Annotated in this window: 21 protein-coding genes and 1 pseudogene; all 22 read left to right on the forward strand. The window is 64.7% G+C overall.

The features are described from left to right. The first annotated feature begins 166 nt into the window (after window positions 1–166). Complete coding sequence (locus ACVILL_RS22960; RefSeq protein WP_456731121.1) at window positions 167–1,273, forward strand: efflux RND transporter periplasmic adaptor subunit; 1,107 nt, start codon at window positions 167–169, stop codon at window positions 1,271–1,273. 124 nt (window positions 1,274–1,397) lie between these two features. Further along, window positions 1,398–4,535, forward strand: a complete 3,138-nt coding sequence (locus ACVILL_RS22965) for an efflux RND transporter permease subunit (RefSeq protein ID WP_456731122.1) — start codon at window positions 1,398–1,400, stop codon at window positions 4,533–4,535. Window positions 4,536–4,556: 21 nt separating this feature from the next. Next, complete coding sequence (locus tag ACVILL_RS22970; RefSeq protein ID WP_456731123.1) at window positions 4,557–5,165, forward strand: TetR/AcrR family transcriptional regulator; 609 nt, start codon at window positions 4,557–4,559, stop codon at window positions 5,163–5,165. Window positions 5,166–5,374: 209 nt separating this feature from the next. Then, complete coding sequence (locus ACVILL_RS22975) at window positions 5,375–5,998, forward strand: flavin reductase family protein (RefSeq protein WP_456731124.1); 624 nt, start codon at window positions 5,375–5,377, stop codon at window positions 5,996–5,998. A gap of 265 nt (window positions 5,999–6,263) precedes the next feature. Continuing rightward, the gene (locus ACVILL_RS22980) at window positions 6,264–7,487 is read left to right on the forward strand and encodes an SMP-30/gluconolactonase/LRE family protein (protein ID WP_456731125.1); all 1,224 of its coding nucleotides are present in this window, start codon (window positions 6,264–6,266) and stop codon (window positions 7,485–7,487) included. A gap of 324 nt (window positions 7,488–7,811) precedes the next feature. After that, window positions 7,812–10,080: pseudogene (locus ACVILL_RS22985) on the forward strand (acyl-CoA dehydrogenase). Further along, entirely contained in the window at window positions 10,080–11,363 is a 1,284-nt protein-coding gene (locus ACVILL_RS22990) for an acetyl-CoA C-acetyltransferase (protein ID WP_456731126.1), read from the forward strand. The pseudogene ACVILL_RS22985 and the gene ACVILL_RS22990 overlap by 1 nt, the downstream one beginning before the upstream one ends. A 2-nt stretch (window positions 11,364–11,365) precedes the next feature. Then, entirely contained in the window at window positions 11,366–13,462 is a 2,097-nt protein-coding gene (locus tag ACVILL_RS22995) for a 3-hydroxyacyl-CoA dehydrogenase NAD-binding domain-containing protein (protein ID WP_456731127.1), read from the forward strand. A gap of 11 nt (window positions 13,463–13,473) precedes the next feature. Next, a complete protein-coding gene (locus tag ACVILL_RS23000; protein ID WP_456734338.1) occupies window positions 13,474–13,905 on the forward strand; it encodes an acyl-CoA thioesterase in 432 nt (143 codons plus the stop codon). 165 nt (window positions 13,906–14,070) lie between these two features. Continuing rightward, entirely contained in the window at window positions 14,071–14,265 is a 195-nt protein-coding gene (locus ACVILL_RS23005; RefSeq protein ID WP_456731128.1) for a hypothetical protein, read from the forward strand. Window positions 14,266–14,345: 80 nt separating this feature from the next. Further along, entirely contained in the window at window positions 14,346–15,020 is a 675-nt protein-coding gene (locus ACVILL_RS23010; RefSeq protein ID WP_456731129.1) for an HAD family hydrolase, read from the forward strand. A 194-nt stretch (window positions 15,021–15,214) separates the two neighbouring features. Next, window positions 15,215–16,051, forward strand: a complete 837-nt coding sequence (locus ACVILL_RS23015) for a DeoR/GlpR family DNA-binding transcription regulator (protein WP_456731130.1) — start codon at window positions 15,215–15,217, stop codon at window positions 16,049–16,051. A 76-nt stretch (window positions 16,052–16,127) separates the two neighbouring features. Then, the gene (locus ACVILL_RS23020; RefSeq protein WP_456731131.1) at window positions 16,128–16,781 is read left to right on the forward strand and encodes a hypothetical protein; all 654 of its coding nucleotides are present in this window, start codon (window positions 16,128–16,130) and stop codon (window positions 16,779–16,781) included. Then, window positions 16,772–16,927, forward strand: a complete 156-nt coding sequence (locus ACVILL_RS23025; RefSeq protein ID WP_456731132.1) for a hypothetical protein — start codon at window positions 16,772–16,774, stop codon at window positions 16,925–16,927. Before ACVILL_RS23020 ends, ACVILL_RS23025 begins: the two co-directional genes overlap by 10 nt. 2 nt (window positions 16,928–16,929) lie before the next feature. After that, window positions 16,930–17,502, forward strand: a complete 573-nt coding sequence (locus tag ACVILL_RS23030; RefSeq protein WP_456731133.1) for a hypothetical protein — start codon at window positions 16,930–16,932, stop codon at window positions 17,500–17,502. Then, entirely contained in the window at window positions 17,397–18,941 is a 1,545-nt protein-coding gene (gene glpD / locus ACVILL_RS23035; RefSeq protein WP_456731134.1) for a glycerol-3-phosphate dehydrogenase, read from the forward strand. The genes ACVILL_RS23030 and glpD overlap by 106 nt, the downstream gene beginning before the upstream one ends. Continuing rightward, on the forward strand, window positions 18,938–20,026 hold the full coding sequence (locus ACVILL_RS23040; RefSeq protein WP_456731135.1) for an ABC transporter ATP-binding protein: 1,089 nt from the start codon (window positions 18,938–18,940) through the stop codon (window positions 20,024–20,026). Before glpD ends, ACVILL_RS23040 begins: the two co-directional genes overlap by 4 nt. A 12-nt stretch (window positions 20,027–20,038) precedes the next feature. Beyond that, the gene (locus ACVILL_RS23045; RefSeq protein ID WP_456731136.1) at window positions 20,039–21,124 is read left to right on the forward strand and encodes an ABC transporter ATP-binding protein; all 1,086 of its coding nucleotides are present in this window, start codon (window positions 20,039–20,041) and stop codon (window positions 21,122–21,124) included. Beyond that, entirely contained in the window at window positions 21,124–22,026 is a 903-nt protein-coding gene (locus tag ACVILL_RS23050) for a carbohydrate ABC transporter permease (protein ID WP_456731137.1), read from the forward strand. Before ACVILL_RS23045 ends, ACVILL_RS23050 begins: the two co-directional genes overlap by 1 nt. Beyond that, entirely contained in the window at window positions 22,026–22,832 is an 807-nt protein-coding gene (locus ACVILL_RS23055) for a carbohydrate ABC transporter permease (protein WP_456731138.1), read from the forward strand. Before ACVILL_RS23050 ends, ACVILL_RS23055 begins: the two co-directional genes overlap by 1 nt. 9 nt (window positions 22,833–22,841) lie before the next feature. Further along, window positions 22,842–23,168 carry a DUF2160 domain-containing protein gene (locus tag ACVILL_RS23060; protein WP_139864503.1) on the forward strand — a complete coding sequence of 109 codons (327 nt, stop codon included), beginning with the start codon at window positions 22,842–22,844 and terminating at the stop codon, window positions 23,166–23,168. A gap of 115 nt (window positions 23,169–23,283) precedes the next feature. Beyond that, window positions 23,284–25,026 carry an ABC transporter substrate-binding protein gene (locus ACVILL_RS23065; RefSeq protein WP_456731139.1) on the forward strand — a complete coding sequence of 581 codons (1,743 nt, stop codon included), beginning with the start codon at window positions 23,284–23,286 and terminating at the stop codon, window positions 25,024–25,026. Window positions 25,027–25,195: the final 169 nt, after the last annotated feature.

Consider the following 25,195-nt stretch of genomic DNA (forward strand, 5'->3'; position numbering starts at 1 on the left):
CCCGGATTTCGCTTCGCTCCATCCGGGTTACGCAACCCCAAAGAATTGCCACTTCCCGCGCCGATCCCGGCTCGTCCTCACGAATAGGTTACTATTGACGAATATTGACATTCATCAGTGATAAATCGATACTCTTCATCAGTCATCAGCCCGATGGAGAATTCAGATGTTCGGCCGTTCCATTTTCTCGAGCTACTACAGGCTCTTGACGGGAGCATCGTTAGCTTTCGCGGTGTTCGCGCTGGCCGGCTGCAACGAAAAGGCGGCCGAACAGGCCGATCCGGGACGCCCCGTTCTGGTGGCGACCGTCCATTATGAAGCTGAAACCCCTGAGCGCAGCTTTGTCGGCACCATCAAGCCCCGTATCGAAGCCGATATGGGCTTTCGGGTTGCCGGCAAGGTGGCCAAGCGGCTGGTCGAGGTCGGACAGACAGTCGACGTCGACCAGCCCTTGGCCACGCTCGATGAGGTCGATCTGAAGCTGCAGGCCGAGCAGGCGGAGGCCGAATTCCGCGCCGCCACCGGCGTGCTGGCGCAGGCCGCGGCCGCCGAGCAGCGCGCCAAGGATCTGAAGGTGAAGGGCTGGACCACCGACGCGGCGCTCGATTCCGCCAAGGCCGCCGGCGACGAGGCCCGCGCGCGGCTGAACCGTGCCGAGCGCTCGGTCGAGCTGACCAGGAATTCCCTCTCTTATGCAACGCTCGTGGCCGACACCCGGGGTGTCGTCACAGCGACCATGATCGAGCCCGGCCAGGTGGTTGCCGCGGGTCAGGCTTCGATCCGTGTCGCCCGACTTGGCGAGAAGGAAGCTGTCGTCGCGATCCCAGAGACGCTTCTTGCTCGTGCCAGGTCGGGCGTTGCCACGGTGACGCTGTGGTCGGACGCGAAGAAGAGCTATGCCGCCAAGCTGCGCGAGGTCGCGCCGCAGGCGGACCCCGCCACCCGCACCTATCTCGCGAAGTTCTCGCTGCCGGATGCCGACGAGGCCGTCTCGCTCGGCATGACCGCGACGCTGACCCTGGCCGACAAGGCGAGCGAGCGGGTAGCGAAACTGCCGCTGTCGGCGCTGTACAGCCAGGGCGGCGATCCCTCGCTCTACATCGTCGACGACAAGGGTGACATCGCGCTGAAGCCGGTCAAGGTGAAGGCCTATGAGAGCAGCAACGTCGTCATCTCCGGCGGCGTCGACGATGGCGCCAAGGTGGTCGCCCTCGGTGTGCAGAAACTCGATCCGAGCCAGAAGGTGCGGGTCGTGTCGTCGCTGTCGTTTTAGTCCCGCGTCATTGCGAGGAGCGAAGCGACGAAGCAATCCACGTCGCGACGCACTGAAGAATGGATTGCTTCGCTTCGCTCGCAATGACGATTGAAGTCGATACGATTTGGACTTGGAGAGTTCGATGAAGCGCTTCAACCTTTCGGCCTGGGCGGTCAGCCATCCGACGCTGGTGCTGTTCCTGATGATCATCCTCGGCGCCGCCGGCTTCTTCTCCTACGAGAAGCTCGGCCGCGCCGAGGACCCGTTCTTCACCGTCAAGGTGGTGAACGTCTCGGTGATGTGGCCGGGCGCGACCTCGCAGGAAATGCAGATGCAGGTCGCCGATCCCATCGAGAAGAAGCTGCAGGAGCTGCCGTTCTTCGACAAGGTGCAGACCTATTCCAAGCCGGGCTTCACGGCGATGCAGGTCTCCTTCAAGGATTCGACCTCGCCGAAGGACGTGCCCTATTTCTTCTATCTCCTGCGCAAGAAGCTGGCCGACGTGCAGGGCGACTTGCCCTCCGGCATCCTCGGTCCCGTCGTCAACGACGAATTCTCCGACGTCGATTCGATCCTCTATATGATGACCGGCGACGGCGCCAATTACGCGCAGCTCAAGAAGGTCGCGGAAGGTTTCCGCCAGCGCCTGCTGAAGGTGCCGGGCGTCACCAAGATCGACCTTTACGGCATCCAGGACGAGCGCATCTTCGTCGAGTTCTCGCATGCCAAGCTCGCGACGCTCGGCATCACGCCGCAGGCGCTGTTCGACTCGCTCGCCAAGCAGAACAACGTCACGCCGGCCGGTACCGTCGAGACCTCGTCGCAGCGCGTGCCGCTGCGCGTCACCGGCGCGCTTGACGGCGTCAAGGCGGTTGCCGAAACGCCGGTCGAGAGCAACGGCCGCGTGTTCCGGCTCGGCGATATCGCGACCGTCAGCCACGGCTATGTCGATCCGCCGAGCTTCAAGGTTCGCCAGGAGGGCAAGCCCGCGCTCGGCATCGGCGTCGTCACCGCCAAGGGCGCCAACATCCTCGAGCTCGGCAAGGAGGTCCAGCAGGCGACCGCCGAGTTCATGAAGGCGGTGCCGCAGGGCATCGATATCAAGCAGATCGCCGACCAGCCCAAAGTGGTCGAGCACGCCGTCGGCGAGTTCGTGCACTCCTTCGTCGAGGCCCTCGCAATCGTGCTGTTCGTCTCCTTTGTCGCGCTCGGCTGGCGCACCGGCATCGTGGTGGCGCTGTCGGTGCCGCTGGTGCTCGGCATCGTCTTCATCGTGATGAACGCGATGTCCCTCGATCTGCACCGCATCACGCTCGGCGCGCTGATCATTGCGCTCGGCCTGCTGGTCGACGACGCCATCATCGCGGTCGAGATGATGGTGGTGAAGATGGAGCAGGGCTGGGACCGCATGAAGGCGGCGTCCTTTGCCTGGGAATCCACCGCGTTTCCGATGCTCACGGGAACGCTGGTGACGGCCGCCGGCTTCCTCCCCATCGGCTTTGCCAATTCCGCGGTCGGCGAATATGCCGGCGGCATCTTCTGGATCGTGGCGATCTCGCTGGTCGCCTCCTGGTTCGTCGCGGTGATCTTCACGCCCTATATCGGCGTCAAGCTGCTGCCCAACATCAAGGTGCACCAGAACCACGATCCGCACGCGATCTACGAGACGCGGATGTATCGCGGCCTGCGCCGCGTCGTGCAGTGGTGCGTCGATCACCGCATCAAGGTGGTGGCGGCGACCGTCGGCGTGTTCGTCGCCGCGATCGTAGGCTTCGGCCACGTCCAGCAGCAGTTCTTCCCGCTGTCGGAGCGGCCCGAGCTGTTCCTGCAGCTCCGCCTGCCCGAAGGCACCGCCTTCAACGTCACCGAGAAGGCAGTGAAGCAGGCCGAAGGGCTGTTGAAGGGCGACCAGGATATTGCGACCTACACCGCCTATGTCGGCCAGGGCTCGCCGCGCTTCTGGCTCGGCCTCAACCCGCAGCTGCCGAACGAGGCCTTCGCCGAGATCGTGATCCTCGCCAAGAACGTCGAGGCGCGTGAGCGCGTCAAGGCGAAGATCGAGCAGGCCGCCGCCGACGGCGCGCTGAACGAAGCGCGGGTTCGCGTCGACCGCTTCAACTTCGGTCCGCCGGTCGGCTTCCCGGTCCAGTTCCGCGTGATCGGCCCCGACGCCAACAAGGTGCGCGACATCGCCTACCAGGTCCGCGACGTCATGCGCCAGAATAAGAACGTCAAGGACGTCCAGCTCGACTGGAACGAGCAGTCACCCTACCTGAAGCTCGCCGTCGACCAGGACCGGGCGCGCGCGCTCGGCCTGACCCCGCAGGACGTCTCGCAGGCGCTGGCGATGCTGATCTCGGGCGCGCCGGTCACCACGATCCGCGACGGCATCGAAAAGGTCGGCGTGATCGCCCGTGCAGTGCCGTCCGAACGGCTCGATCTGGGTCGGGTCGGCGACCTCACCATCACGTCACGCAATGGTGTGGCGGTCCCGCTGCAGCAAATTGCAAAAATCGAATATGCGCATGAGGAGCCGATCCTGTGGCGGCGCAACCGCGACATGGCGATCACCGTGCGCTCCGACGTGGTCGACGGCGTGCAGGCGCCCGACGTCACCAACCAGATCTCGCCGAAGCTCAGGGATATCCAGGCCCATCTCGAGCCGGCCTACCGGATCGAGCCGGGCGGCGCGTTCGAGGAATCCGCCAAGGGCAATGCGTCGATCTTCATCCTCTTCCCGGTGATGGTCATGGTGATGCTGACGCTCTTGATGATCCAGCTGCAGAGCTTCTCGCGCCTGTTCCTGGTGTTCCTGACCGCGCCGCTCGGCATCGTCGGCGCCTCGCTCGGCTTGAACGTCGCCAACCAGCCGTTCGGCTTCGTGGCGCTGCTCGGCCTGATCGCGCTCGCCGGCATGATCATGCGCAACGCGGTGATCCTGGTCGATCAGATCGAGAGCGACGTGGCGTCCGGCCTGACCCGGCGCGAGGCGATCGTCGAAGCCACCGTCCGGCGCGCCCGGCCGGTGGTGCTGACCGCGCTCGCCGCGATCCTCGCCATGATCCCGCTGTCGCGCTCGGCGTTCTGGGGTCCGATGGCGATCACCATCATGGGCGGTTTGTTTGTTGCGACTTTCCTGACCTTGCTGTATCTGCCGGGCCTTTACGCCCTCTGGTTCCGCAAGACCCTCGAGGAAAGCGGCCCCGAGCAAACAGATACTGCGCCGCAGCATGCCGGCGATGCGCAACACGCATTTCCACTTGCTGAGGCGGCCGAATAATTGAAGATTGAGCAGGCCAACATGACACTGATCTCGGAACATAGCGAAACCGACACCCGCGAGCGGATTCTCGTGGTGGCGGAGCGCTTGTTCCGGCAGATCGGCTACCAGAAGACCACGGTCGCCGACATCGCCAAAGAGCTGCGGATGAGCCCCGCCAACGTGTACCGCTTCTTCGATTCGAAGAAGTCGATCCACGAAAGCGTGGCCCGCGGCTTGATGGGCGAGGTCGAGATCGAGGCGCAGCGCATCGCACGGTCGGAGGGGCCGGCCGCGCCGCGCCTGCGCCAGATGATGACGACCATCAATCGCATGAACACCGAGCGCTATGTCGGCGATTCCAAGCTGCACGAGATGGTTGAGATCGCGATGCAGGAGGACTGGGACGTCTGCGTCGCCCATATGGAGTGTATCGCCTCCATTATTGGCGAGGTGATCGCGCAAGGAGCCGCGTCGGGCGAGTTCGAGGCGCCGGACCTGCAACTCGCGTCGCTGTGCGCCTGCACCGCGATGATGCGGTTCTTCCATCCGCAGATGATCGCCCAATGCGCAACCAAGCCGGGACCGACCATCGACCAGATGATCGATTTCGTGATTGCCGGCCTGTCGCCGCGTTCCCGCGCCAACTGAGCGCCAACCCTTGAGCGCCAGCCCTGACATTTTCGTCAGTTGACTCTCCCGTCATTGCAGGCAAATCGAGTTTGTGGCCCGGATGGAGCCAACGGGTCGCGCGATCGCGCGCCCGATGACAGGCTCCGCGTAATCCGGGTATTCGATCCGCTTGCGAGACCGTCCCGGATTGCGCTGCGCTCCATCCGGGCTACTTAGGGGGCTGAGCCGTGACCGCAAAAGACCTGCATTTCTACGAGCCGAAGAACGGCCACGGCCTGAAGCACGACCCGTTCAACGCCATCGTGGCGCCGCGGCCGATCGGCTGGATTTCCTCCCGTGACAAGGGCGGCAACGTCAACCTCGCGCCCTACAGCTTTTTCAACGCCTTCTGCTACGTGCCGCCGATCATCGGCTTCTCCTCCACCAACTGGAAGGACAGCGTCGCCAACATCCAGGACACCGGCGAGTTCGTCTGGAACCTGGCGACGATGGATCTCGCCAAGCACATGAACGCGACCGCGGCGCATGTCGCGCGCGATGTCGACGAGTTCAAGATCGCTGGGCTGACGCCGGTCGCCGGCAAGCTCGTCAACGTGCCACGGGTCGCCGAAAGCCCGGTGTCGTTCGAATGCAAGGTGAGCCAGATCATCCAGCTCCAGGGCGCCGACGGCAAGAAGGCCGAGGCCTGGCTGACGCTCGGCGAGGTGGTCGCCGTCCACATCGACAAGGCCTTCATCAAGGACGGCGTCTACCAGACCGGCCTCGCGCACCCCATCGTCCGCGCCGGGCGGAGAGGTGACTATTTCGAGATCAAGCCGGAAAACATGTTCGAGATGATCCGGCCGGATTGAGCCGATCCGTATAACCGTCATTGCGAGCGAAGCGAAGCAATCCATCCGTCCACGGGCTGGGTGGATGGATTGCTTCCGCATTCGCCAAGGCTTCGGCGGACAGGTCGTCGCTTCGCTCCTCGCGATGACGGAAGCAGAAACCACAACAATGTGAAATTTCCGCCCTCGGGGATGAAAAACCGTCACTCGCAACCTCGGGGCGAGCAGTCTAACCTCCCGCGCGCCAGGCCGGATCAACGGCCGGCCAACAGAGTGGGATGATGCGATGACACGTCGAGAGCGGCGCGATCCGAACGTTTCACGGCGAACACTTGTCCAGGGATTGGCGGTGGGGGCGGCTGCTGCCGCAACCGGCGTCAGTGGCGCGCTGGCCCAGAACGCGCCCGCGCCGGTCGGGCCGCCGACCACGATCACGACCCCGCCGCGCGATTTCAGTCCGCGCGGTGCGCCGACCACCTATTTCTGGGACCCCGACATCATCGCGGTCGATCCGTCCTTCAACGATTTGGCCCAGCCCAACACCTCGATCAAGCGCCTCCATACCGGGCTGCTATGGGCCGAGGGCCCGGCCTGGAGCTCGCAGGGCCGCTATCTGCTGTGGAGCGATATTCCGAACAACCGGCAGATGCGCTGGTCGGAGGATGACGGCCATGTCAGCGTCTTCCGCATGCCGTCGAATTACAGCAACGGCAATTCGTTCGACTTCCAGGGCCGCCAGCTGTCCTGCGAGCATCTCACCCGCCGGGTGACGCGCTACGAGAATGACGGCACCGCGACCGTGCTCGCCGATTCCTACAACGGCAAGCGACTGAACTCGCCGAACGACGTCGTCGCGCATCCCGACGGCAGCTACTGGTTCACCGATCCGCCCTATGGCGGCCAGCTCTATGAGGGCGAGCCCGACGCTGCGGGTGGCCCGAGCAACGCGGCCGGCAAGCTCAATCCCCGGATCGGCCAGCCGGCGGGCTTCGTGCCGGCCAAGCGCGAGCTGCCGACCAATTGCTATCGCATCGATCCCTCCGGCCGCGTCGATCTCGTGGTGAGCGAGGACCAGGTGCCGGATCCCAACGGCCTCTGCTTCTCGCCCGACTACAAAAAGCTCTATGTCGTCTCGACCGGCAAGGGACCGGGCGATAGCGGCGCGGGCGGCAAGGGCGACGTCTTCGTGTTCGATGTCGGCGCCGACAATAAGCTCTCGAACGGCAAGCGGTTCAGCGATTTCACGATCGATGGCGTGAAGTGCGGACCGGACGGCGTCCGCTGCGACGTCAACGGCAATGTCTGGTGCTCGAGCAATGCCGGCCGCGCGGTCGGTTACAACGGCGTGACGGTGTGGTCGCCGGACGGCAAGCTGCTCGGCCGCATCCGGCTGCCCGAGGTCTGCGGCAACATCACCTTCGGCGGCCCCAAGCGCAATCGCCTGTTCATGGCCGCAAGCCAGTCGCTCTACGCGGTCTATACCGCGACCCAGGGCGCCGGGCCGGCGTAAGCTGTCGATCCTCATGGTGAGGAGGCGCCCTTGGCCGTCTCGAACCATGAGGCCCGGCTGGCGGCCTCATCCTTCGAGACGCCTGCTGCGCAGGCACCTCAGGATGAGGGGATGAAGCGGAAGCGCCGGCGTGACCCGCCGGCGCCATGCCTCGCTACCTGATTGTCGCAGCTCAGCTTTCGGAACTGAACGCGTCGCGTGCCGTTAACAAACGGCGCCGTGGCCGCGTCAATTTCGCTTTATTTGCGAGGCGAAGTGTTCACCCGTGACCGGCACTTTCCGTTAGGATGCCACCATCCGCGCCGATCCATGAGGGACCCCACCATGAGCTTCCGCCGCGATTACCTTTCCAAGCCGATCTTCTCCTGGGCGCGTGGCGTGCTGCCGACCATGTCGGACACCGAGCGCGAGGCGCTGGAAGCCGGCGACGTCTGGTGGGATGCCGATCTTTTCACCGGCAATCCCGACTGGTCGAAATTCCTGGCCTATGCGCCGGCCAAATTGACCGACGAGGAGACCGCCTTCCTGCACGGTCCGGTCGACGAGCTCTGCACAATGCTCGACGAGTGGAAGATCAACTGGGAATGGCGCGATCTGCCGCCCGAGGTCTGGGCCTTCATCAAGGCCAAGAAATTCTTCGGCATGATCATTCCGAAGGAATTCGGCGGGCTCGGCTTCTCGCCCTACGCGCATTCCGAAGTGGTGCGCAAGATCTCGTCGCGCTCGCTGACCGCGGCCGTCACCGTGATGGTGCCGAACTCGCTCGGGCCGGGCGAACTCCTGATGCGCTTCGGCACCAGAGAGCAGCAGGACAAATGGCTGCCGCGCCTCGCCTCCGGCCAGGACATTCCCTGCTTCGGCCTGACCAGCCCCGAGGCCGGCTCCGACGCCGCCTCGATGATCGACACCGGCATCATCTGCAAGGGCAATTTCGAAGACCGCGAGGTGCTCGGGCTGAGGCTGAACTGGCACAAGCGCTACATCACGCTGGGTCCGGTCTCGACGCTGCTCGGGCTTGCCTTCAAGGCCTATGATCCCGATCACCTCGTCGGCAACGAGGAAGAGCTCGGCATCACGGTCGCGCTGATCCCGACCCATCTGCCCGGCGTCTCGATCGGCCACCGCCACCTGCCGGCGATGCAGGTGTTCCAGAACGGCCCGAACTGGGGCAAGGACGTCTTCATCCCGCTCGACTACATCATCGGCGGCCAGGAGAGACTCGGCCAGGGCTGGAAGATGCTAATGACGGCGCTCGCCGCCGGCCGCGGCATCTCGCTGCCGTCGCTGTCGGCCGCCGGCGCCGCCTATGCCGCGCGCACCACCGGCGCCTATGCCCGCATCCGCGAGCAGTTCGGCATTTCCATTTCCAAGTTCGAGGGCATCGAGGAGCCGCTCGCGCGCATCGCCGGCACCGCCTACCTGCTCGACGCCGCGCGGCGGCTGACTTGTGCTGCGCTGAACGAGGGGCATCACCCCGCCGTGATCTCCGGGATCATGAAGCTGCACGCCACCGAGCGGATGCGGATCGCAATCGACGACGCGATGGACATCCATGGCGGCAAGGCGGTGATCGACGGGCCGCAGAACTATCTCGGCGGGCTCTACCGCTCGGTGCCGGTCGGCATCACGGTCGAGGGCGCCAACATCCTGACCCGCAATCTGATCGTGTTCGGGCAGGGCGCGATCCGCGCGCATCCCTATCTTTTGCAGGAGATGAACGCGCTCGGCGAAACCGATCGCGACAAGGGCCTGACCGCGTTCGACACCGCGTTTTGGAAGCATGTCGGCCACAGTTTTGCGACCATGTTCCGCGCCTGGGGCCGCAGCTGGAGCTTTGGCCTGTTCGCACCGGCGCCGGATGCCGGCGATGCCACTGAGTTCTATCGCCAGCTGTCGCGCTATTCGTCGGCGTTCGCGCTGTGCGCCGACATGGCGCTGCTCACGCTCGGCGGCGCGCTGAAGCGCAAGGAGATGCTCTCCGCGCGCTTCGGCGACATCCTGTCCGAGCTGTACCTGCTCTCGGCCGCGCTTAAACGCTGGCAGGACGAGGGTCGGCAGAAGGAGGATCTTCCGGCGCTCGAATGGTGCATGGCATCGGGCTTCAAGACCATCGAGAACCGTTTTGCGGAGATCCTTGCCAATCTGCCCAACCGCCCCGTGGCGTGGATGCTGAAATTCCTGATCCAGCCGTTCGGCGCCCGCGTCACCGGCCCGTCGGACCGGGTCGTGCATCTCTGCGCTCAGCTCGTGCTGTCACCATCGGCGGCGCGCGACCGCCTGACGCCGGACCTCGCCTTTGTCGAGGACGACGGCGGCATCGCGCGGCTGGAGAAGGCCTTCCGCCTCGTGCACGAGGCCGAGGACGCTGCCCGGCAGATGCGCGCTGCGCGCCTGCATGACTGGCAGGAGGCAATCAAGAAGGGCGTCATCAACCAGGCCGACGGTGAAAGGCTTGCGCGCTGCTCATGAAGCCGTCACAAAAGTCATCGAGGTCGATGATTTTGCGCCCGAGGCGCTGTCCCCGATTTACAAGAAATCCGCCGACGTGCATCAGTTCTTCCAGGAGCTGGGTGAGCAGAGGGCGGCGAGCTGATGGCGCGACCAGTCTTTATCGTCGACGGCAGCAGGACGCCGTTCCTGAAGGCGCGCTCCGGTCCCGGCCCGTTCACCCCGGTCGATCTCGCCGTGCAATGCGGCCGGCCGCTGCTGGCGCGGCAGCCCTTCGCGCCCACCGCCTTCGACCAGGTGATCCTCGGCTGCGTCAACGTGATCGCCGACGAGATGAATCCGGCGCGGGTCGCGGCGCTCCGGCTCGGCATGGGCGAACGGATGGTCGCCTTCACGGTGCAGATCAATTGCGGCTCCGGCATGCAATCGATCGACACCGGCTATCGCTATATCCGCGAGGGCATCTCCGACCTGATCCTCGCCGGCGGCGCCGAGGCGCTGAGCCACGCGCCGCTGGTCTGGCCCAATTCCGGCGTGCGCTGGTTCGCCGGTTTTGCCGGCGCCAAGGGCTTGGGGGCCAAGATCGCCGCAGCGCTGAGGGTGAAGCCGAGTTACTTCAAGCCGATCATCGGCCTCGAGCGCGGGCTGACCGACCCGATCACCGAGCTCAACATGGGGCAAACCGCCGAGAAGGTCGGCCATCTCTTCGGCATCACCCGCGCGCAGTCCGATGCCTACGCCGCCGAGAGCCATCAGCGGCTGGCGAATGCGCAGAAGGAAGGCTTCCTCAAGGGTGAAGTCGAGACGGCGTTCTCCCGCGACGGCAAGTTCTACGACCATGACGACGGCGTCCGCCCGGACTCGACATCCGAGACCCTGGCAAAGCTGAAGCCGGTGTTCGAGCGTCCCTGGGGCCAGGTCACCGCCGGCAATTCCTCGCAGATCACCGACGGCGCCTCCTGGGTGATCCTGGCGTCCGAAAAGGCGGTGGCCAAGCACGGGCTGACGCCGAAGGCGGTCATCCTCGACAGCCAATGGTCGGCGCTCGATCCCTCGATCATGGGCCTCGGCCCGGTGCTGTCGGCAAGCGCGCTCTTGAAGCGCAACGGAATGACGTTGCAGGACGTCGAGACCTGGGAGCTGAACGAGGCCTTTGCGACCCAGGTGCTGGGCTGCCTCGCGGCGTGGAAAGACGAGAAATTCTGCCGCGAGATTCTCGGGCTCGATGGCGAGGCGGGCGAGATCGACCGCGCCAAGTTGAACGTCGACGGCGGCGCGATCAGCCTCGGCCACCCGGTCGGCACCAGCGGCAACCGCATCGTGCTGCATCTGGTCAATGCGATGAAGCGGCTCGGCACCAGGCGCGGCGTCGCCACCGAATGCATCGGGGGCGGTCAGGGCGGCGCGATGTTGATAGAGACGGTGTGATCATGGATTCACGGATCATGGACCTTCTCGCCGACCGTGTGCTCGAACTCGGGCCGACGCCGGCCGCCGACAGTCCGTACAGGAATTTCAAGCTGACCCGCGACGAGGACGGCATTGCCTGGCTGCTGTTCGACCGCGCCGGCGTCAGCGCCAATACGTTGTCCGCCGATCTGCTCGAAGAGCTCGACGCCATCGTCACGGCGCTGGAGAACCAGCGCCCGACCGGCCTCGTGGTGCGCTCGGCGAAGAAGAGCGGCTTCATCGCCGGCGCCGACGTCAACGAGTTTCGCGGCGTCAGCGACCCCCGCGCGGTCGAGACCCAGATTGGCCGCGCCCACGCGGTGATCGACCGGCTCGAGGCGCTGCGCGTGCCGTCGGTCGCCGTCATCCACGGCTTCTGTCTCGGCGGCGGCCTCGAGGTCGCGCTGGCCTGCCAGATGCGGATCGCGATCGATGATGCCCGCTTCGGCTTCCCCGAGGTGATGCTCGGCCTGCATCCCGGCCTCGGCGGCACGGTGCGTTTCACCGAACTGGTCAACCCGATGCAGGCGATGACCCTGATGCTGACCGGCAAGACGATCGATGCGCGGCGCGCCAAAGCGCTCGGCCTGGTCGACGCCGTGACCCAGGAACGCCACGTCCGCAATGCGGTGAAGGACGCGGTGTTCGGCCGGCTGAAGCGCGCCAAGCCGGGCGCGCTCAACTCGCTGCTCAACATCGGTCCGGTCAGGGGCTTCCTCGCCTCGCGGATGCGCAGCGAGGCCGAGAAGGCGGCGCCGCGCAAGCACTATCCGGCGCCCTACGCGCTGATCGATCTCTGGGAAAAGCACGCCGGCAATCGCGCGGCGATGCTCAATGCGGAGAAGACCTCGTTCGCCAATCTGATGGTGACGCCGACGGCGCAGAATCTGATCCGGGTGTTCTTCCTGCGCGAGCAGATGAAGAAGGTGGCAGGCTCCGGCAACAAGGTGCAGCACGTCCATGTCATCGGCGCGGGTGCGATGGGCGGCGATATCGCGGCCTGGTGCGCCAACCAGGACATGCGGGTCACGCTCGCCGACATGAAGGCCGAGCCGATCGCGGGCGCGATGAAGCGGGCCGCGGAGCTGTTCGGCAAGATCATGCGCAAGAAGATCGACCAGCGCGACGCGCTCGACCGGCTGATCCCGGACATGGATGGCGAGGGCGTCCGCAATGCCGATCTCATCATCGAGGCGGTGCCTGAAAAGCTCGAGCTGAAGCAGAAGATCTACGCTTCGCTTGAGCCGAAGATGAAGCAGGGCGCGATCCTCGCTACCAACACGTCGAGCATCCCGTTGCAGGATCTGCGTACCACGCTCGCAACGCCGGAGCGGCTGCTCGGCTTGCACTTCTTCAATCCGGTGTCGCGGCTGCAGCTCGTCGAGGTCGTCAGCCATGACAGTGCCGATGCCGGCCTGCTCAGGCTGGCCCTGGCCTTCGTCGGCGCCATCGACCGCCTGCCGCTGCCGGTGAAGAGCTCGCCGGGCTTCCTCGTCAACCGCGCGCTGACGCCCTACATGCTGGAAGCGATGATGATGCTGGACGAGAAGACCGACCAGCGCCTGATCGACGCGGCCGCGGTCGAGTTCGGCATGCCGATGGGCCCGATCGAGCTCGCCGACCAGGTCGGCCTCGATATCTGCCTCGATGTCGGCGACATGCTGCGCTCGAAGTTTGGCGACACCTTGCCGCCGACGCCGGCCTGGCTGCGCGAGAAGGTCGCCAGGGGCGAGCTCGGCCGCAAGACCGGCAAGGGCTTCTACACCTGGAAGGACGGCAAGGCGGAGAAGACGCCGCTGCCGGAGACCGGACCGCGTGTGCCCGACGAAATGATCGACCGCCTGGTGCTGCCAATCTCCAATGTCTGCGTCGCCGCCCTGCGCGAAGGCATCGTGGACAACCCCGACATGGTCGACGGCGCGATGATCTTCGGCACCGGCTACGCCCCGTTCCGCGGCGGCCCGCTCAATTATGCGCGCAGCCGCGGCGCGGATAATGTGGTGTCGACCATGCAGACGCTGATGCGCAAGTTCGGCGGACGATTTGCGCCGGATCCCGGCTGGGAGGCCTTCAAGTGACCGACTCGCAAGTGACCGACACCCACGTTCACGCGCCGCCGATCAGCGGCAACGAGCCGCAGGGCGATCTCTGTATCCGCACGCTGGCGATGCCGGCCGACACCAATGCCAATGGCGATATCTTCGGCGGCTGGCTGCTCAGCCAGATGGATCTCGGCGGCGGCGTGTTCGCAGGAAAGGTCGCGAAGTCGCGCACCGTGACGGTCGCGATCGATGCGATGAACTTCCGCAAGGCCGTCTATGTCGGCGATCTCGTCTCGGTGCACGCCAACCTCGTGCGCGTCGGCCGCACCTCGATCACGGTGCATCTCGAAGCCTGGGTGCTGCGCCGCCGCGAGCAGCAGTCGATCCTGGTGACCGACGGCAATTTCACCTATGTCTCGATCGACGATCAGGGTCATCCGCAACCGATCCAGCGCGACGGTGCGACGATTTCGACCTGACGTCGTTCGCACAAAAGCGTTACCGATTCGGGCTCGGGAGAAACGCGTCGAAACTGGGGCCGGAGCGCGGCTTGAAGGCAAAAACGGCGCTTCGGTTCGCAAATAAACCGAGGAACAAACGGTCAGCGACACCGTTGTCGGCCCGGAATTAAACCGAGGCCGATAATGTCAGACTGCTACGTCATCGAGGTAAGTTCAGAGACCGCGGGTATCGTGGTGCGCGATGCACGCGGATACGAATTCTTTGCAGCCTCGCACCGCTTCCGGGCTCTTGAGGGCCAGATCTTCCGCAATGCACGCGAGGCCGAGCGTGCAGCGCGCCGCCTTGTCACTGGGCAGATTCTGCAGCTGGCCTCCTGACAAGGAGCTTGGCGGCGCGCCGTTTGCGCGCGCCGCAAGAGTCTGTATTGATGCATCCGGCTCACGGAAACATCTCCCGGATGTCGCAGACACAAAGTAGAGCGCTGCTCTTCGATATCGACGGCACGCTCGCCGACACCGATCCGCTGCATCTGGCGGCGTTCAACCAGGTGTTCGGCCCTCACGGACATTCGTTCGATCACGCGCGCTTCGGCAAGGAATTGCAGGGCTTCTCCAACGCGTCGATCGGCGAGCGCTTCCTTGCACACGAGCCGGCCGAGCGCCGCGCCGGCATTCTTGCCGAGAAGGAGCGGATCTTCCGCGAATTGGTCACTGGCCAGATCGTGCCGGTGCCGGGATTGATGGCGCTGCTGGAGCGCGCCGATCGCGCCGGCGTGCCCATGGTGGCGGTGACCAATGCGCCGCGCGCGAACGCCGAATTGCTGCTCGCCGGACTGGGCATCGCGCACCGCTTCAGGGCGCTGGTGATCGGCGACGAACTGGCGCACGGCAAGCCGCATCCTTTGCCCTATCTCGAGGGACTGCGCCTCGCGGGCGCGTCGGCGTCAGCGTCGCTGGCGTTCGAGGATTCGCGCTCCGGCATTCAGTCCGCGACGGCGGCAGGCATCGCGACGGTCGGAATGCGAACCGGGCTCAGTCATGCCGACCTGCTTGCGGCCGGCGCCGTCGCGAGCGCCGGGGCGTTCGACGATCCGGAATTGATTCGCCTGGTCGCCTCGGCCATGGGGTGGTGAGGATTGGCGTGGTGAGGATCATGCCGGAAGCACTGGCCGACATGCTGCAACGCAGTTCTTAACCCCACCGATGCTTGCTCGTTGACCTCCGTGCCGAACGGTCGCACCATAGGCTTGAGCACGATCCGGGAAAGTGCAAACCGGTTTTCCGAAATGATCCTGCTCCACCCGATTGCCGTTTCAAGGGGGCCGCCGTGGCCGGACTCTCCCACCGCCAGACTGAAATCCTCAACATCGCGCGCGCGTTCGGCCGGGTCATGGTCGAAGACCTCGCCAAGCGATTCGAGGTGTCGGCGCAGACCATCCGCAAGGACCTCAACGACCTCTGCGACGACCGGTCGCTGACCCGCATTCATGGCGGCGCGATCATCGCCTCGGGGGTCGAGAACCTCGCCTATGAGGCGCGCCGCTTCGTCGCCGCCGAGGAGAAAAAGGCGATCGGCGCCGCCGCGGCCGCCCGGATTCCGAACGGCTGCTCGCTGTTCATCAATATCGGCACCACGACGGAGGAGGTCGCCAGCGCGCTGACCTCGCACGAGGATCTCCTGGTCATCACCAATAACCTCAACGTCGCGATGCTGCTGTACCGGCATCCGCGCATCGAGGTGGTGGTGGCCGGCGGCACGGTGCGCCGGGCCGACGGTGCCGTGGTCGGCTCCACCGCGACGCAGCTGATCGGCCAGTTCAAGGTCGACTACGCCATCATCGGTGCGTCCGCGATCGACGAGGAGGGCGCGCTGCTCGACTTCGACTATCGCGAGGTGCAGGTGGCGCAGGCGATCATCGCCAATGCGCGCAACGTGATGCTGGTGTCGGATGCGACCAAGCTCCGCCGCAGCGCGCCGGTGCGCATCGCGCATATGAGCCAGATCCAGACCTTCGTCACCGATTCGCCGCTGCCTGCGGGCCTCGCCAACATCTGTCACAGCCGCGGTATCGAGGTGGTGGTCGCGATGGACAAGCCGGCCGTCGATATCGATGACAACGCAGACGCGCCACCGGCGACGCTGCGCAGCGCGCAGGGCGCCTGATTGTTCAAGTTTTAGCGAACTTGTTTCGGATGCTTTCCGACGGCTGCTGTAGGCTTGCCCGAGGGTGGAGCGTCCATTGGTCAGCGCGCAATTCAAGATCGTCTCGTCTTTGGGCATTGCGGCGATGTTCGGCATCGTCTCGTTTGCCCTTGGCTTTAGTACCGCATCCGCGTGCGCAACGGCGCTGGCTGGCGGTGTTGCTGCACGCGCGATGATGCACGCTTTCGAGGCCGAGACAAAGCCGCCACCGCAGCGCCTCCGTGCCGATATCTTTCGCTTCGGTAGCGGGAATGGCCCGGCCTGGCTTGCAGAACTGGAGCAGCAGAATGGTCGTGGCAGGAAACTGCTTTATGGACTGTCGCGGATTCTCCTGTCGGGATCGCTGTGTCAGTGCATCGCGAGCGGCGCTTTCCTCGCGCAGGCGGCAATCGGTGCGGTGGCGATCGTCCTGTTCTGGCTCGGCCAGGCGATGGGCTTCGACATGCGCTTGCTCACCATCCCGTCGCTCGCGAACCTCTTTGCGGACGCGATCCCGATTCCGGCGGACGCAGTCGTCGCGCGTGTCAGGTTCGAGCATCTCTTCCTGCCGCTGGTCGCGCTCTACGCCGTCACGTTTTCCCTGCTCCTGATAGCGTTGCTTGGCGATCTCGTGACGATCCTGCGCAATTGGCGCGAGCAGTGGCGTTATCTGCTGCTGCCGATATTCCCTTCGGATTCTGGGTGCTGCTGACGTATCGAAAATCGACGGGACACAGCGGCCTGCAAGTGGCGCTCGGTGGCGGATATGTCTGGGCCTACGTCGTGGTCTTCGTGCTTTTTCCGCTGTTCTTTCTCGTGATGTCGGCGTCGCTGCCAAGCAATCGGTCGATCCGGTGAACATGGATCGTTCCGTCGCGGGAATCTATTTCCGCTTCGCCTTCAAATGGTATGCGATCTTGTTCGTCGCGTGCTCGCTGTTCTACCTTCTGCTTGCCAGCGGTCATGCGTTGCTCGCCGCGATCGGCGTGCTTGCACTCATGGTTTGGTACGTGCGCGACAGTCGCGCGTACGCAAGGCGCGTGGGCGGTGAGGTTCGCCGCACCTACGACCCGGAGAAGGCTTTGCCGGAATTGCGTGTCGGACGATCGCCACGGCGCCCCTTATCTTCGGCCACCGTCTCGTCCGGTGCTACCTCAAGCGTTGCGCGGCCCGTCCGGTCTCCCAAAGCCCGCGCCGTGATCACTCCGCTCAAAAAATCCCCAACTAAAGTTCCCCATTTTCGGTTTGCTTTCGTTTTTGGTTGTGATTTACTCCAATCCGAAAGTAAAACCGTCAAAGCGAAGGCGGTTGCCGGGGGAAGCGTTCTTTGGATCGAATTTACGACCTCGCCATCATCGGAGGCGGCGTTAATGGCTGCGGCATCGCGCGCGATGCGGCGGGCCGGGGAAACTCTGTTTTCCTCTGTGAAATGAATGACTTGGCCAGCGGGACGTCGTCCTGGTCGACCAAGCTCGTGCATGGCGGCCTGCGCTATCTCGAATATTACGAGTTCCGTCTGGTGCGCGAGGCGCTGATCGAGCGCGAGATCCTCTGGCAGATCGCGCCCCACATCATCCGCCCGTTGCGTTTCGTTTTGCCGCACCATGCCGGCTTGCGCCCGGCCTGGCTGCTGCGGCTCGGCCTCTTCCTCTACGACCATATCGGCGGCCGGCATCTGCTGCCGGCGACGCGCTCGCTCGATCTGACCCGTGACGTGGTCGGCAAGCCGCTGATCCCGGGCCGCTACACCAAGGGCTTCGAATATTCCGACTGCTTCGTCGACGACGCGCGGCTGGTGGCACTCACCGCGCGCGACGCCGCCGATCGCGGCGCCGTGATCCGCACCCGTACCCGCGCGGTCGAGATCAGGCAGGTCGACGGCGTCTGGCACGTCACGGTCGAGGACACCACGAGCGGAGCGCGCGAGACGATCCAGTCGCGCGTGCTGGTCAACGCCGGCGGTCCCTGGGTCGAGCAGGTGCTGGCGTCGGGCGCCGGCGTCAACGCGCGCGCCAAGGTGCGCCTTGTGCAGGGCTCGCATATCGTGGTGCCGAAACTCTACGACCACGACCGCGCCTACATCTTCCAGAATGCCGACGGCCGCATCATCTTCGTGATTCCCTACCAGGACGATTTCTCGCTGATCGGCACCACCGATCGCGACTATGACGGCGATCCGGCCAAGGTGAAGGCGTCGCAGGAGGAGATCCAGTATCTCTGCGCCTCCGCCAGCGAATACCTCGCCAAGCCGGTGAAGCCCGAAGACGTGGTGTGGCATTACTCCGGCGTGCGTCCGCTCTATGACGACGGCGCCAGCGAAGCCAAGGCCGCGACCCGCGACTACGTGTTCGAGCTCGATACGCCCGGCGGTGCGCCGCTGCTGTCGATCTATGGCGGCAAGATCACGACCTATCGTCGCCTGTCCGAGGAGGCGCTGGAGCGGCTGTCGCCCTACCTCCGCGGCACAAAGGCGCAGGTGGGCTGGACCGGCAAGGCGCCGTTGCCCGGCGGCGACATGGATGTCTCCGCGGTCGCGGCGCTCGCCGCCGAGCTGGTTCACAACCATCCGTTCCTCGCGCCATCACATGCCGACCGTCTCGCGCACGCCTACGGCACGCGCGCCAGCAAGGTCTTGGGCAATGCAGCATCGGCCGAAGATCTCGGCCGCTCGTTCGGCGCCACCTTGACGGAGAGTGAAGTCCGGTACCTGATGGCGAACGAATGGGCTCGGACTGCGGACGATGTCGTCTGGCGACGATCCAAGCTGGGCTTGCGGATGACAGCGGGTGAAATCGCCGCGCTCGACGAGTGGATGTCCGCCAACCGCGCGTCCGGTGAACGTCCCCTCCGCGAAGCGGGAGGACGGGCATGAGCGTTACACTGCAGAACGTCACGCGAACCGTGGATGGCATTGCGACCATCCGCGACGTTTCGCTGACGCTGGAGCGTGGCACGCTCAGTGTGCTGCTCGGGCCGACGCTGTCGGGCAAGACCTCGATCATGCGGCTGCTCGCCGGCCTCGACAAGCCGACCACCGGCCGCGTGCTGGTCGACGGCAAGGACGTCACCGGCGCCGACGTGCGGCAGCGCTCGGTCGCGATGGTCTATCAGCAGTTCATCAACTATCCCTCGCTCTCGGTCTACGAGAACATCGCCTCGCCGCTGCGGGTGCAGGGCAAGCCGAAGGCCGAGATCGAGAAGCGGGTGGCGGAAGCGGCCGGCCTGCTGCGGCTCGAGCCGTATCTGAAGCGCACGCCGTTGCAGCTCTCCGGCGGCCAGCAGCAGCGCACCGCGATCGCGCGCGCGCTGGTCAAGGGGGCCGACCTGGTCCTGCTCGACGAGCCGCTCGCCAATCTCGATTACAAGCTGCGCGAGGAGCTGCGCGCCGAGTTGCCGCGGATCTTCGAGGCGTCGGGTGCGATCTTCGTCTATGCCACCACCGAGCCGTCGGAAGCGCTGCTGCTCGGCGGCGACACGGTGTGCATGTGGGAGGGCCAGGCGCTGCAGACCGGCGCGACGCCAAAGGTCTACCGCCATCCCGACACGCTGCGGGTCGCGCAGGTGTTCTCCGATCCGCCGCTCAACATCATCGGCATCGAGAAGAAGGGCGCCCAGGTGATCTATGCCGGCGGCGAGCAGGCGCCCGCGGCCGGCCTCTACGCCAATCTGCCTGACGGCGCCTACCGGATCGGCTTCCGCGCCCATCAGCTCGAGGTCGGCAGCGTTGCGGCCGGCCGCCACAAATTCTCCGCCGCGGTGACGGTGACCGAGATCACCGGCTCGGAGAGCTTTGTCCACGTCCATGTCCACGGCTCGAACTGGGTCGCGGTGCTGCATGGCGTGCATGAATATGAACCCGGGCAGGTGCTCGACGCCGCGCTCGATCCCGACAACATCTTCGTGTTCGACGCGGCCAATCGCCTCGTCGCTTCACCTGCGACAGCTTTTTCAAAGTGAGGGAGATGCTTCATGGCCCGCATTGACCTCGTCGATCTCGCGCACTCCTACGGCGGCAACGATGCGCCGCAGGAATCCTTTGCGCTGAAGCCGGTCACCATGACCTGGCGGCAAGGCGGCGCCTATGCGCTGCTCGGGCCGTCCGGCTGCGGCAAGACCACGCTGCTCAATCTGATTTCCGGCATCGTGACGCCGTCGCGCGGGCAGATCCTGTTCGACGGCCGTGACATCACGCCGCTGTCGACGCAGAAGCGCAACATCGCGCAGGTGTTCCAGTTCCCCGTGATCTACGACACCATGACGGTCGGCCAGAACCTGGCCTTCCCGCTGAAGAACCGCGGCGTCGCGAAATCCGAGGTCGATGCGCGGGTCAGGCAGATCGCCGATCTGCTCGACCTCACGCCGTATCTGAAGCGCAAGGCGACGCGGCTCACCGCCGACGCCAAGCAGAAGATCTCGCTCGGCCGCGGCCTGGTGCGCTCCGACGTCGCCGCCGTCTTGTTCGACGAGCCGCTGACCGTGATCGATCCCGAGCTGAAATGGCAGCTGCGCTCCAAGCTGAAGGCGCTGCATCGCGAGCTCGACCTCACGATGATCTACGTCACCCACGACCAGACCGAGGCGCTGACCTTCGCCGACACCGTCGTCGTCATGCATGACGGCCGCGTGGTGCAGAGCGGCACACCGGCCGAATTGTTCGACAAGCCGGCGCACACCTTCGTCGGCTATTTCATCGGCTCGCCCGGCATGAACATCGTGCCCGCCGAGGTCTCGGGCCACGAGGCGCGGATCGACGGCCATGTCATCGGCCTGCACCGCAATTACGGTGTCCTGCCGGCGGGCAAGAAGATCGAGATCGGCGTGCGGCCGGAATTCGTCGATGTCGCGGCGCCGGCGTCAGGGCTGCTGTCGGCCAGCATCGAGCGGATCGACGACCTCGGCCGCATCCAGTTCGCCCGTGTGCGCGTCGGCAACACCAAGCTCGCGGCGCGCGTGCCGCCGGGCTTCTCGGTTTCCGGCGACACCGCCGGCCTCGTCTTCAATCCCGCGCATGTCCACGTCTATGCCGACAGCCATTTGGTGGAAGGGGTCGCCTGATGGACAAGACCATCAACCAAAAAGCCTGGTTCCTGGTGCTGCCGGTGTTCCTGGTGGTCGCGTTCTCGGCTGTGCTGCCGCTGATGACCGTCGTGAACTATTCGATGCAGGACACCTTCGGCAACAACCAGTTCTTCTGGAACGGCGTCGGCTGGTTCAAGGAGCTGCTGGATCCCTCGACCGATCTCGGCGGCCGCTTCCTGGCCTCGCTCGGCCGCAATTTGTTGTTCTCGGCGATCATCCTCGCGATCGAGGTGCCGCTCGGCATCATCGTCGCGCTGTCGATGCCGCGCGAGGGTTGGAGCGTCGCGGCCTGCCTCGTCATCCTGGCGCTGCCGCTTCTGATTCCGTGGAACGTGGTCGGCACCATCTGGCAGATCTTCGGCCGTCCCGATATCGGCCTGCTCGGCTACACGCTGAACTACCTTGGCTTCAACTACAACTACGTCTCCAACGACATCGACGCCTGGGTCACCGTGATCGTGATGGACGTCTGGCACTGGACTAGCCTCGTTGCGTTGCTGTGCTACGCCGGCCTGAAGTCGATCCCTGACGCCTATTACCAGGCGGCACAGATCGACGGCGCTTCGCGCTGGGCGGTATTCAAGGCGATCCAGCTGCCGAAGATGAACCGCGTGCTGCTGATCGCGGTGCTGCTGCGCTTCATGGACAGCTTCATGATCTACACCGAGCCGTTCGTGGTCACCGGCGGCGGTCCCGGCAACTCGACGACCTTCGTTTCGATCGAGCTCGTCAAGATCGCGCTCGGCCAGTTCGACCTCGGCAAGGCCGCGGCGCTGTCGCTGGTCTACAATCTGATCATCCTGATCGTGTGCTGGGTGTTCTACACCGTGATGACCAATGCCGGCACCGAGCGTCCGGCCAAGGAAGGAGCGGCGTGATGCACTCGATCCCCGGCCGCCGCCTGATCATGGCGCTGTTCTTGATCTTCCTGCTGTTGCCGATCTACTGGCTCGTCAACATGAGCTTCAAGACCAACGCCGAGATCGTCTCGACGATGACCTTGTGGCCGCACACGCCGACGCTGCAGCACTACAAGCGCATCTTCACCGACGAGAGCTGGTATTCGGGCTACATCAATTCGCTCGAATATGTCGTGCTCAACACCGTCATCTCGATCGCGGTGGCGTTGCCGGCGGCCTATGCGTTCTCGCGCTACCGTTTCCTCGGCGACAAGCACCTGTTCTTCTGGCTTTTGTCGAACCGCATGGCGCCCGCGGCGGTCTACGCGCTGCCGTTCTTCAATCTCTACTCGGCGATCGGCCTGTTCGATACGCCGTGGGCGGTCGCGCTCGCGCACTGCATCTTCAATGTGCCGCTCGCGGTGTGGATCCTCGAAGGCTTTGTCTCCGGTGTGCCGCGCGAGATCGACGAGACCGCCTTCCTCGACGGCTATTCGTTCCCGCGCTTCTTCATCAAGATCCTGGTGCCGCTGATCGCGAGCGGCATCGGCGTCGCCGCGTTCTTCTGCTTCATGTTCTCCTGGGTCGAGCTCTTGCTCGCGCGCACGCTGACGTCGGTGCAGGCCAAGCCGATCGCGGCGATCATGACGCGCACGGTCTCGGCCGCCGGGATGGACTGGGGGCTGCTCGCCGCCGCGGGCGTGCTCACCATCATTCCGGGCGCGCTGGTGATCTGGTTCGTCCGCAACTACATCGCGCGCGGCTTCGCGCTCGGCCGGGTCTAGGAGGCAATCATGGAATCCATCGCATGGATGGCCTGGACGCTGCCGACCGCGATCTTCTTCGCGCTGCTCGCCTCGACGCTCGGCGTGATGACCTGGCTCGCGGCCGTCTATCCCGAGGCCGAGCGGGTCGGGGTGCTGCGCATCCCGACGACGCGCGGTGATCGTCTGTTCATTTCGCTGGTGCTGGCGGCGGTGATCCACCTGGTGTGGATCGGCCTCGTCGGCACCGATCCAATCCTCACCCTGCCGATCGGCGAGGGCGTGGAAATTTCGAGCCTGTGGCTCGCAACGCTGATTTCGCTTCTGTCGGCCGTGGCGATCTTTCGCACCGTCTGACGAAAGCGAAGAAGAGCAGATCCGGGGTCTACCCGGGCCTGGGGTTTTGTTTGTCGCTGCAACCGGAGGAATCACTATGCGACATTTGAGAACGACAAGGGATAGTCTTTTGACTATGACCAGCGCCGCCGCGCTGATCGCGACCTCGCTCGCGATCGCCACGCCGGCCCGCGCTGCCGACGACGCCGTGATCCAGAAGTGGATTGCGGAATTCCAGCCCTCGACGCTGTCGAAGGACGACCAGAAGAAGGAGCTCGAGTGGTTCGCCAGGGCGGCCGAACCCTTCAAGGGCATGGAGATCAACGTCGTCTCGGAAACGATCACGACGCACGAATATGAGTCGCAGACGCTGGCCAAGGCGTTTTCCGAACTCACCGGCATCAAGCTCAAGCACGACATCATCCAGGAAGGTGACGTCGTCGAGAAGCTGCAGACCCAGATGCAGTCCGGCAAGAACGTCTATGACGGCTGGATCAACGACTCCGACCTGATCGGTACGCACTTCCGCTACGGCCAGACCATCGTGCTCTCGGACTATATGAAGGGCGAGGGCAAGGACGTCACCGACCCGATGCTCGATGTCGACGACTTCATCGGCAAGTCGTTCACCACGTCGCCGGACGGTAAGCTCTATCAGCTTCCCGACCAGCAGTTCGCGAACCTCTACTGGTTCCGCTACGACTGGTTCACCAACCCCGAGTACAAGGCCAAGTTCAAGGCCAAGTACGGCTATGACCTGGGCGTGCCCGTGAACTGGTCGGCCTATGAAGACATCGCCGAGTTCTTCACCAACGACATCAAGGAGATCAACGGCGTCAAGATCTACGGCCATATGGACTATGGCAAGAAGGATCCCTCGCTCGGCTGGCGGTTCACCGACGCGTGGCTGTCGATGGCCGGCAACGGCGACAAGGGCATTCCGAACGGTCTGCCGGTCGACGAGTGGGGCATCCGCATGGAAGGCTGCCGCCCGGTCGGCTCCTCGGTCGAGCGTGGTGGCGACACCAACGGCCCGGCCGCGGTCTACTCGATCACCAAGTACCTCGACTGGCTGAAGAAGTACGCTCCGCCGCAGGCCCAGGGCATGACCTTCTCTGAAGCAGGTCCGGTGCCGGCGCAGGGCAACATCGCCCAGCAAATCTTCTGGTACACCGCCTTCACCGCCGACATGGTGAAGCCGGGCATCGCCGTGATGAACGCGGACGGTACGCCGAAGTGGCGTATGGCTCCGTCGCCGCACGGCGCCTACTGGAAGGAAGGCATGAAGCTCGGCTACCAGGACGCCGGCTCCGTGACGCTCCTGAAGTCGACCCCGCCGGATCGCCGCAAGGCGGCCTGGCTCTATCTCCAGTTCATCATCTCCAAGTCGGTGTCGCTGAAGAAGAGCCATGTCGGCCTCACCTTCATCCGTGAGTCCGATATCTGGGACAAGTCGTTCACCGAGCGTGCGCCGAAGCTCGGCGGCCTGATCGAGTTCTATCGCTCGCCTGCGCGCGTGCAATGGACCCCGACCGGCAACAACGTGCCCGACTATCCGAAGCTCGCGCAGCTGTGGTGGCAGAACATCGGCGATGCGTCGTCCGGTACCAAGACGCCGCAGCAGGCGATGGATGCGCTGGCCGCGGCCCAGGATTCGGTGATGGAGCGTCTTGAGAAGTCCGGTGTGCAGGGCGCCTGCGGACCGAAGCTGAACAAGAAGGAAACCGCCGAGTTCTGGTACAAGAAGGCCGAGAAGGACGGCACCATCGCTCCGCAGCGCAAGCTCGCGAACGAGAAGCCGAAGGGCGAGACTGTTGACTACGACACGCTGATCAAGTCGTGGCCGGCCAACCCGCCCAAGCGCGCCGAAGCCAAGTAAGCTTCGTCGTCACGCCATCCGAAAACAGCGAAAGGCCGGGAGCGATCCCGGCCTTTTTGTTTCACTGCCGTTTCAGCATTTCATTCGTCATTCCGGGTCTGCGCCTGGCGGCGCATCCTCAGGTGCGCAATTGCGCACCGGGGGAATGACGACCTGGGGATGTTGCGGC

The organism is Bradyrhizobium sp. USDA 3364 (assembly GCF_054056355.1).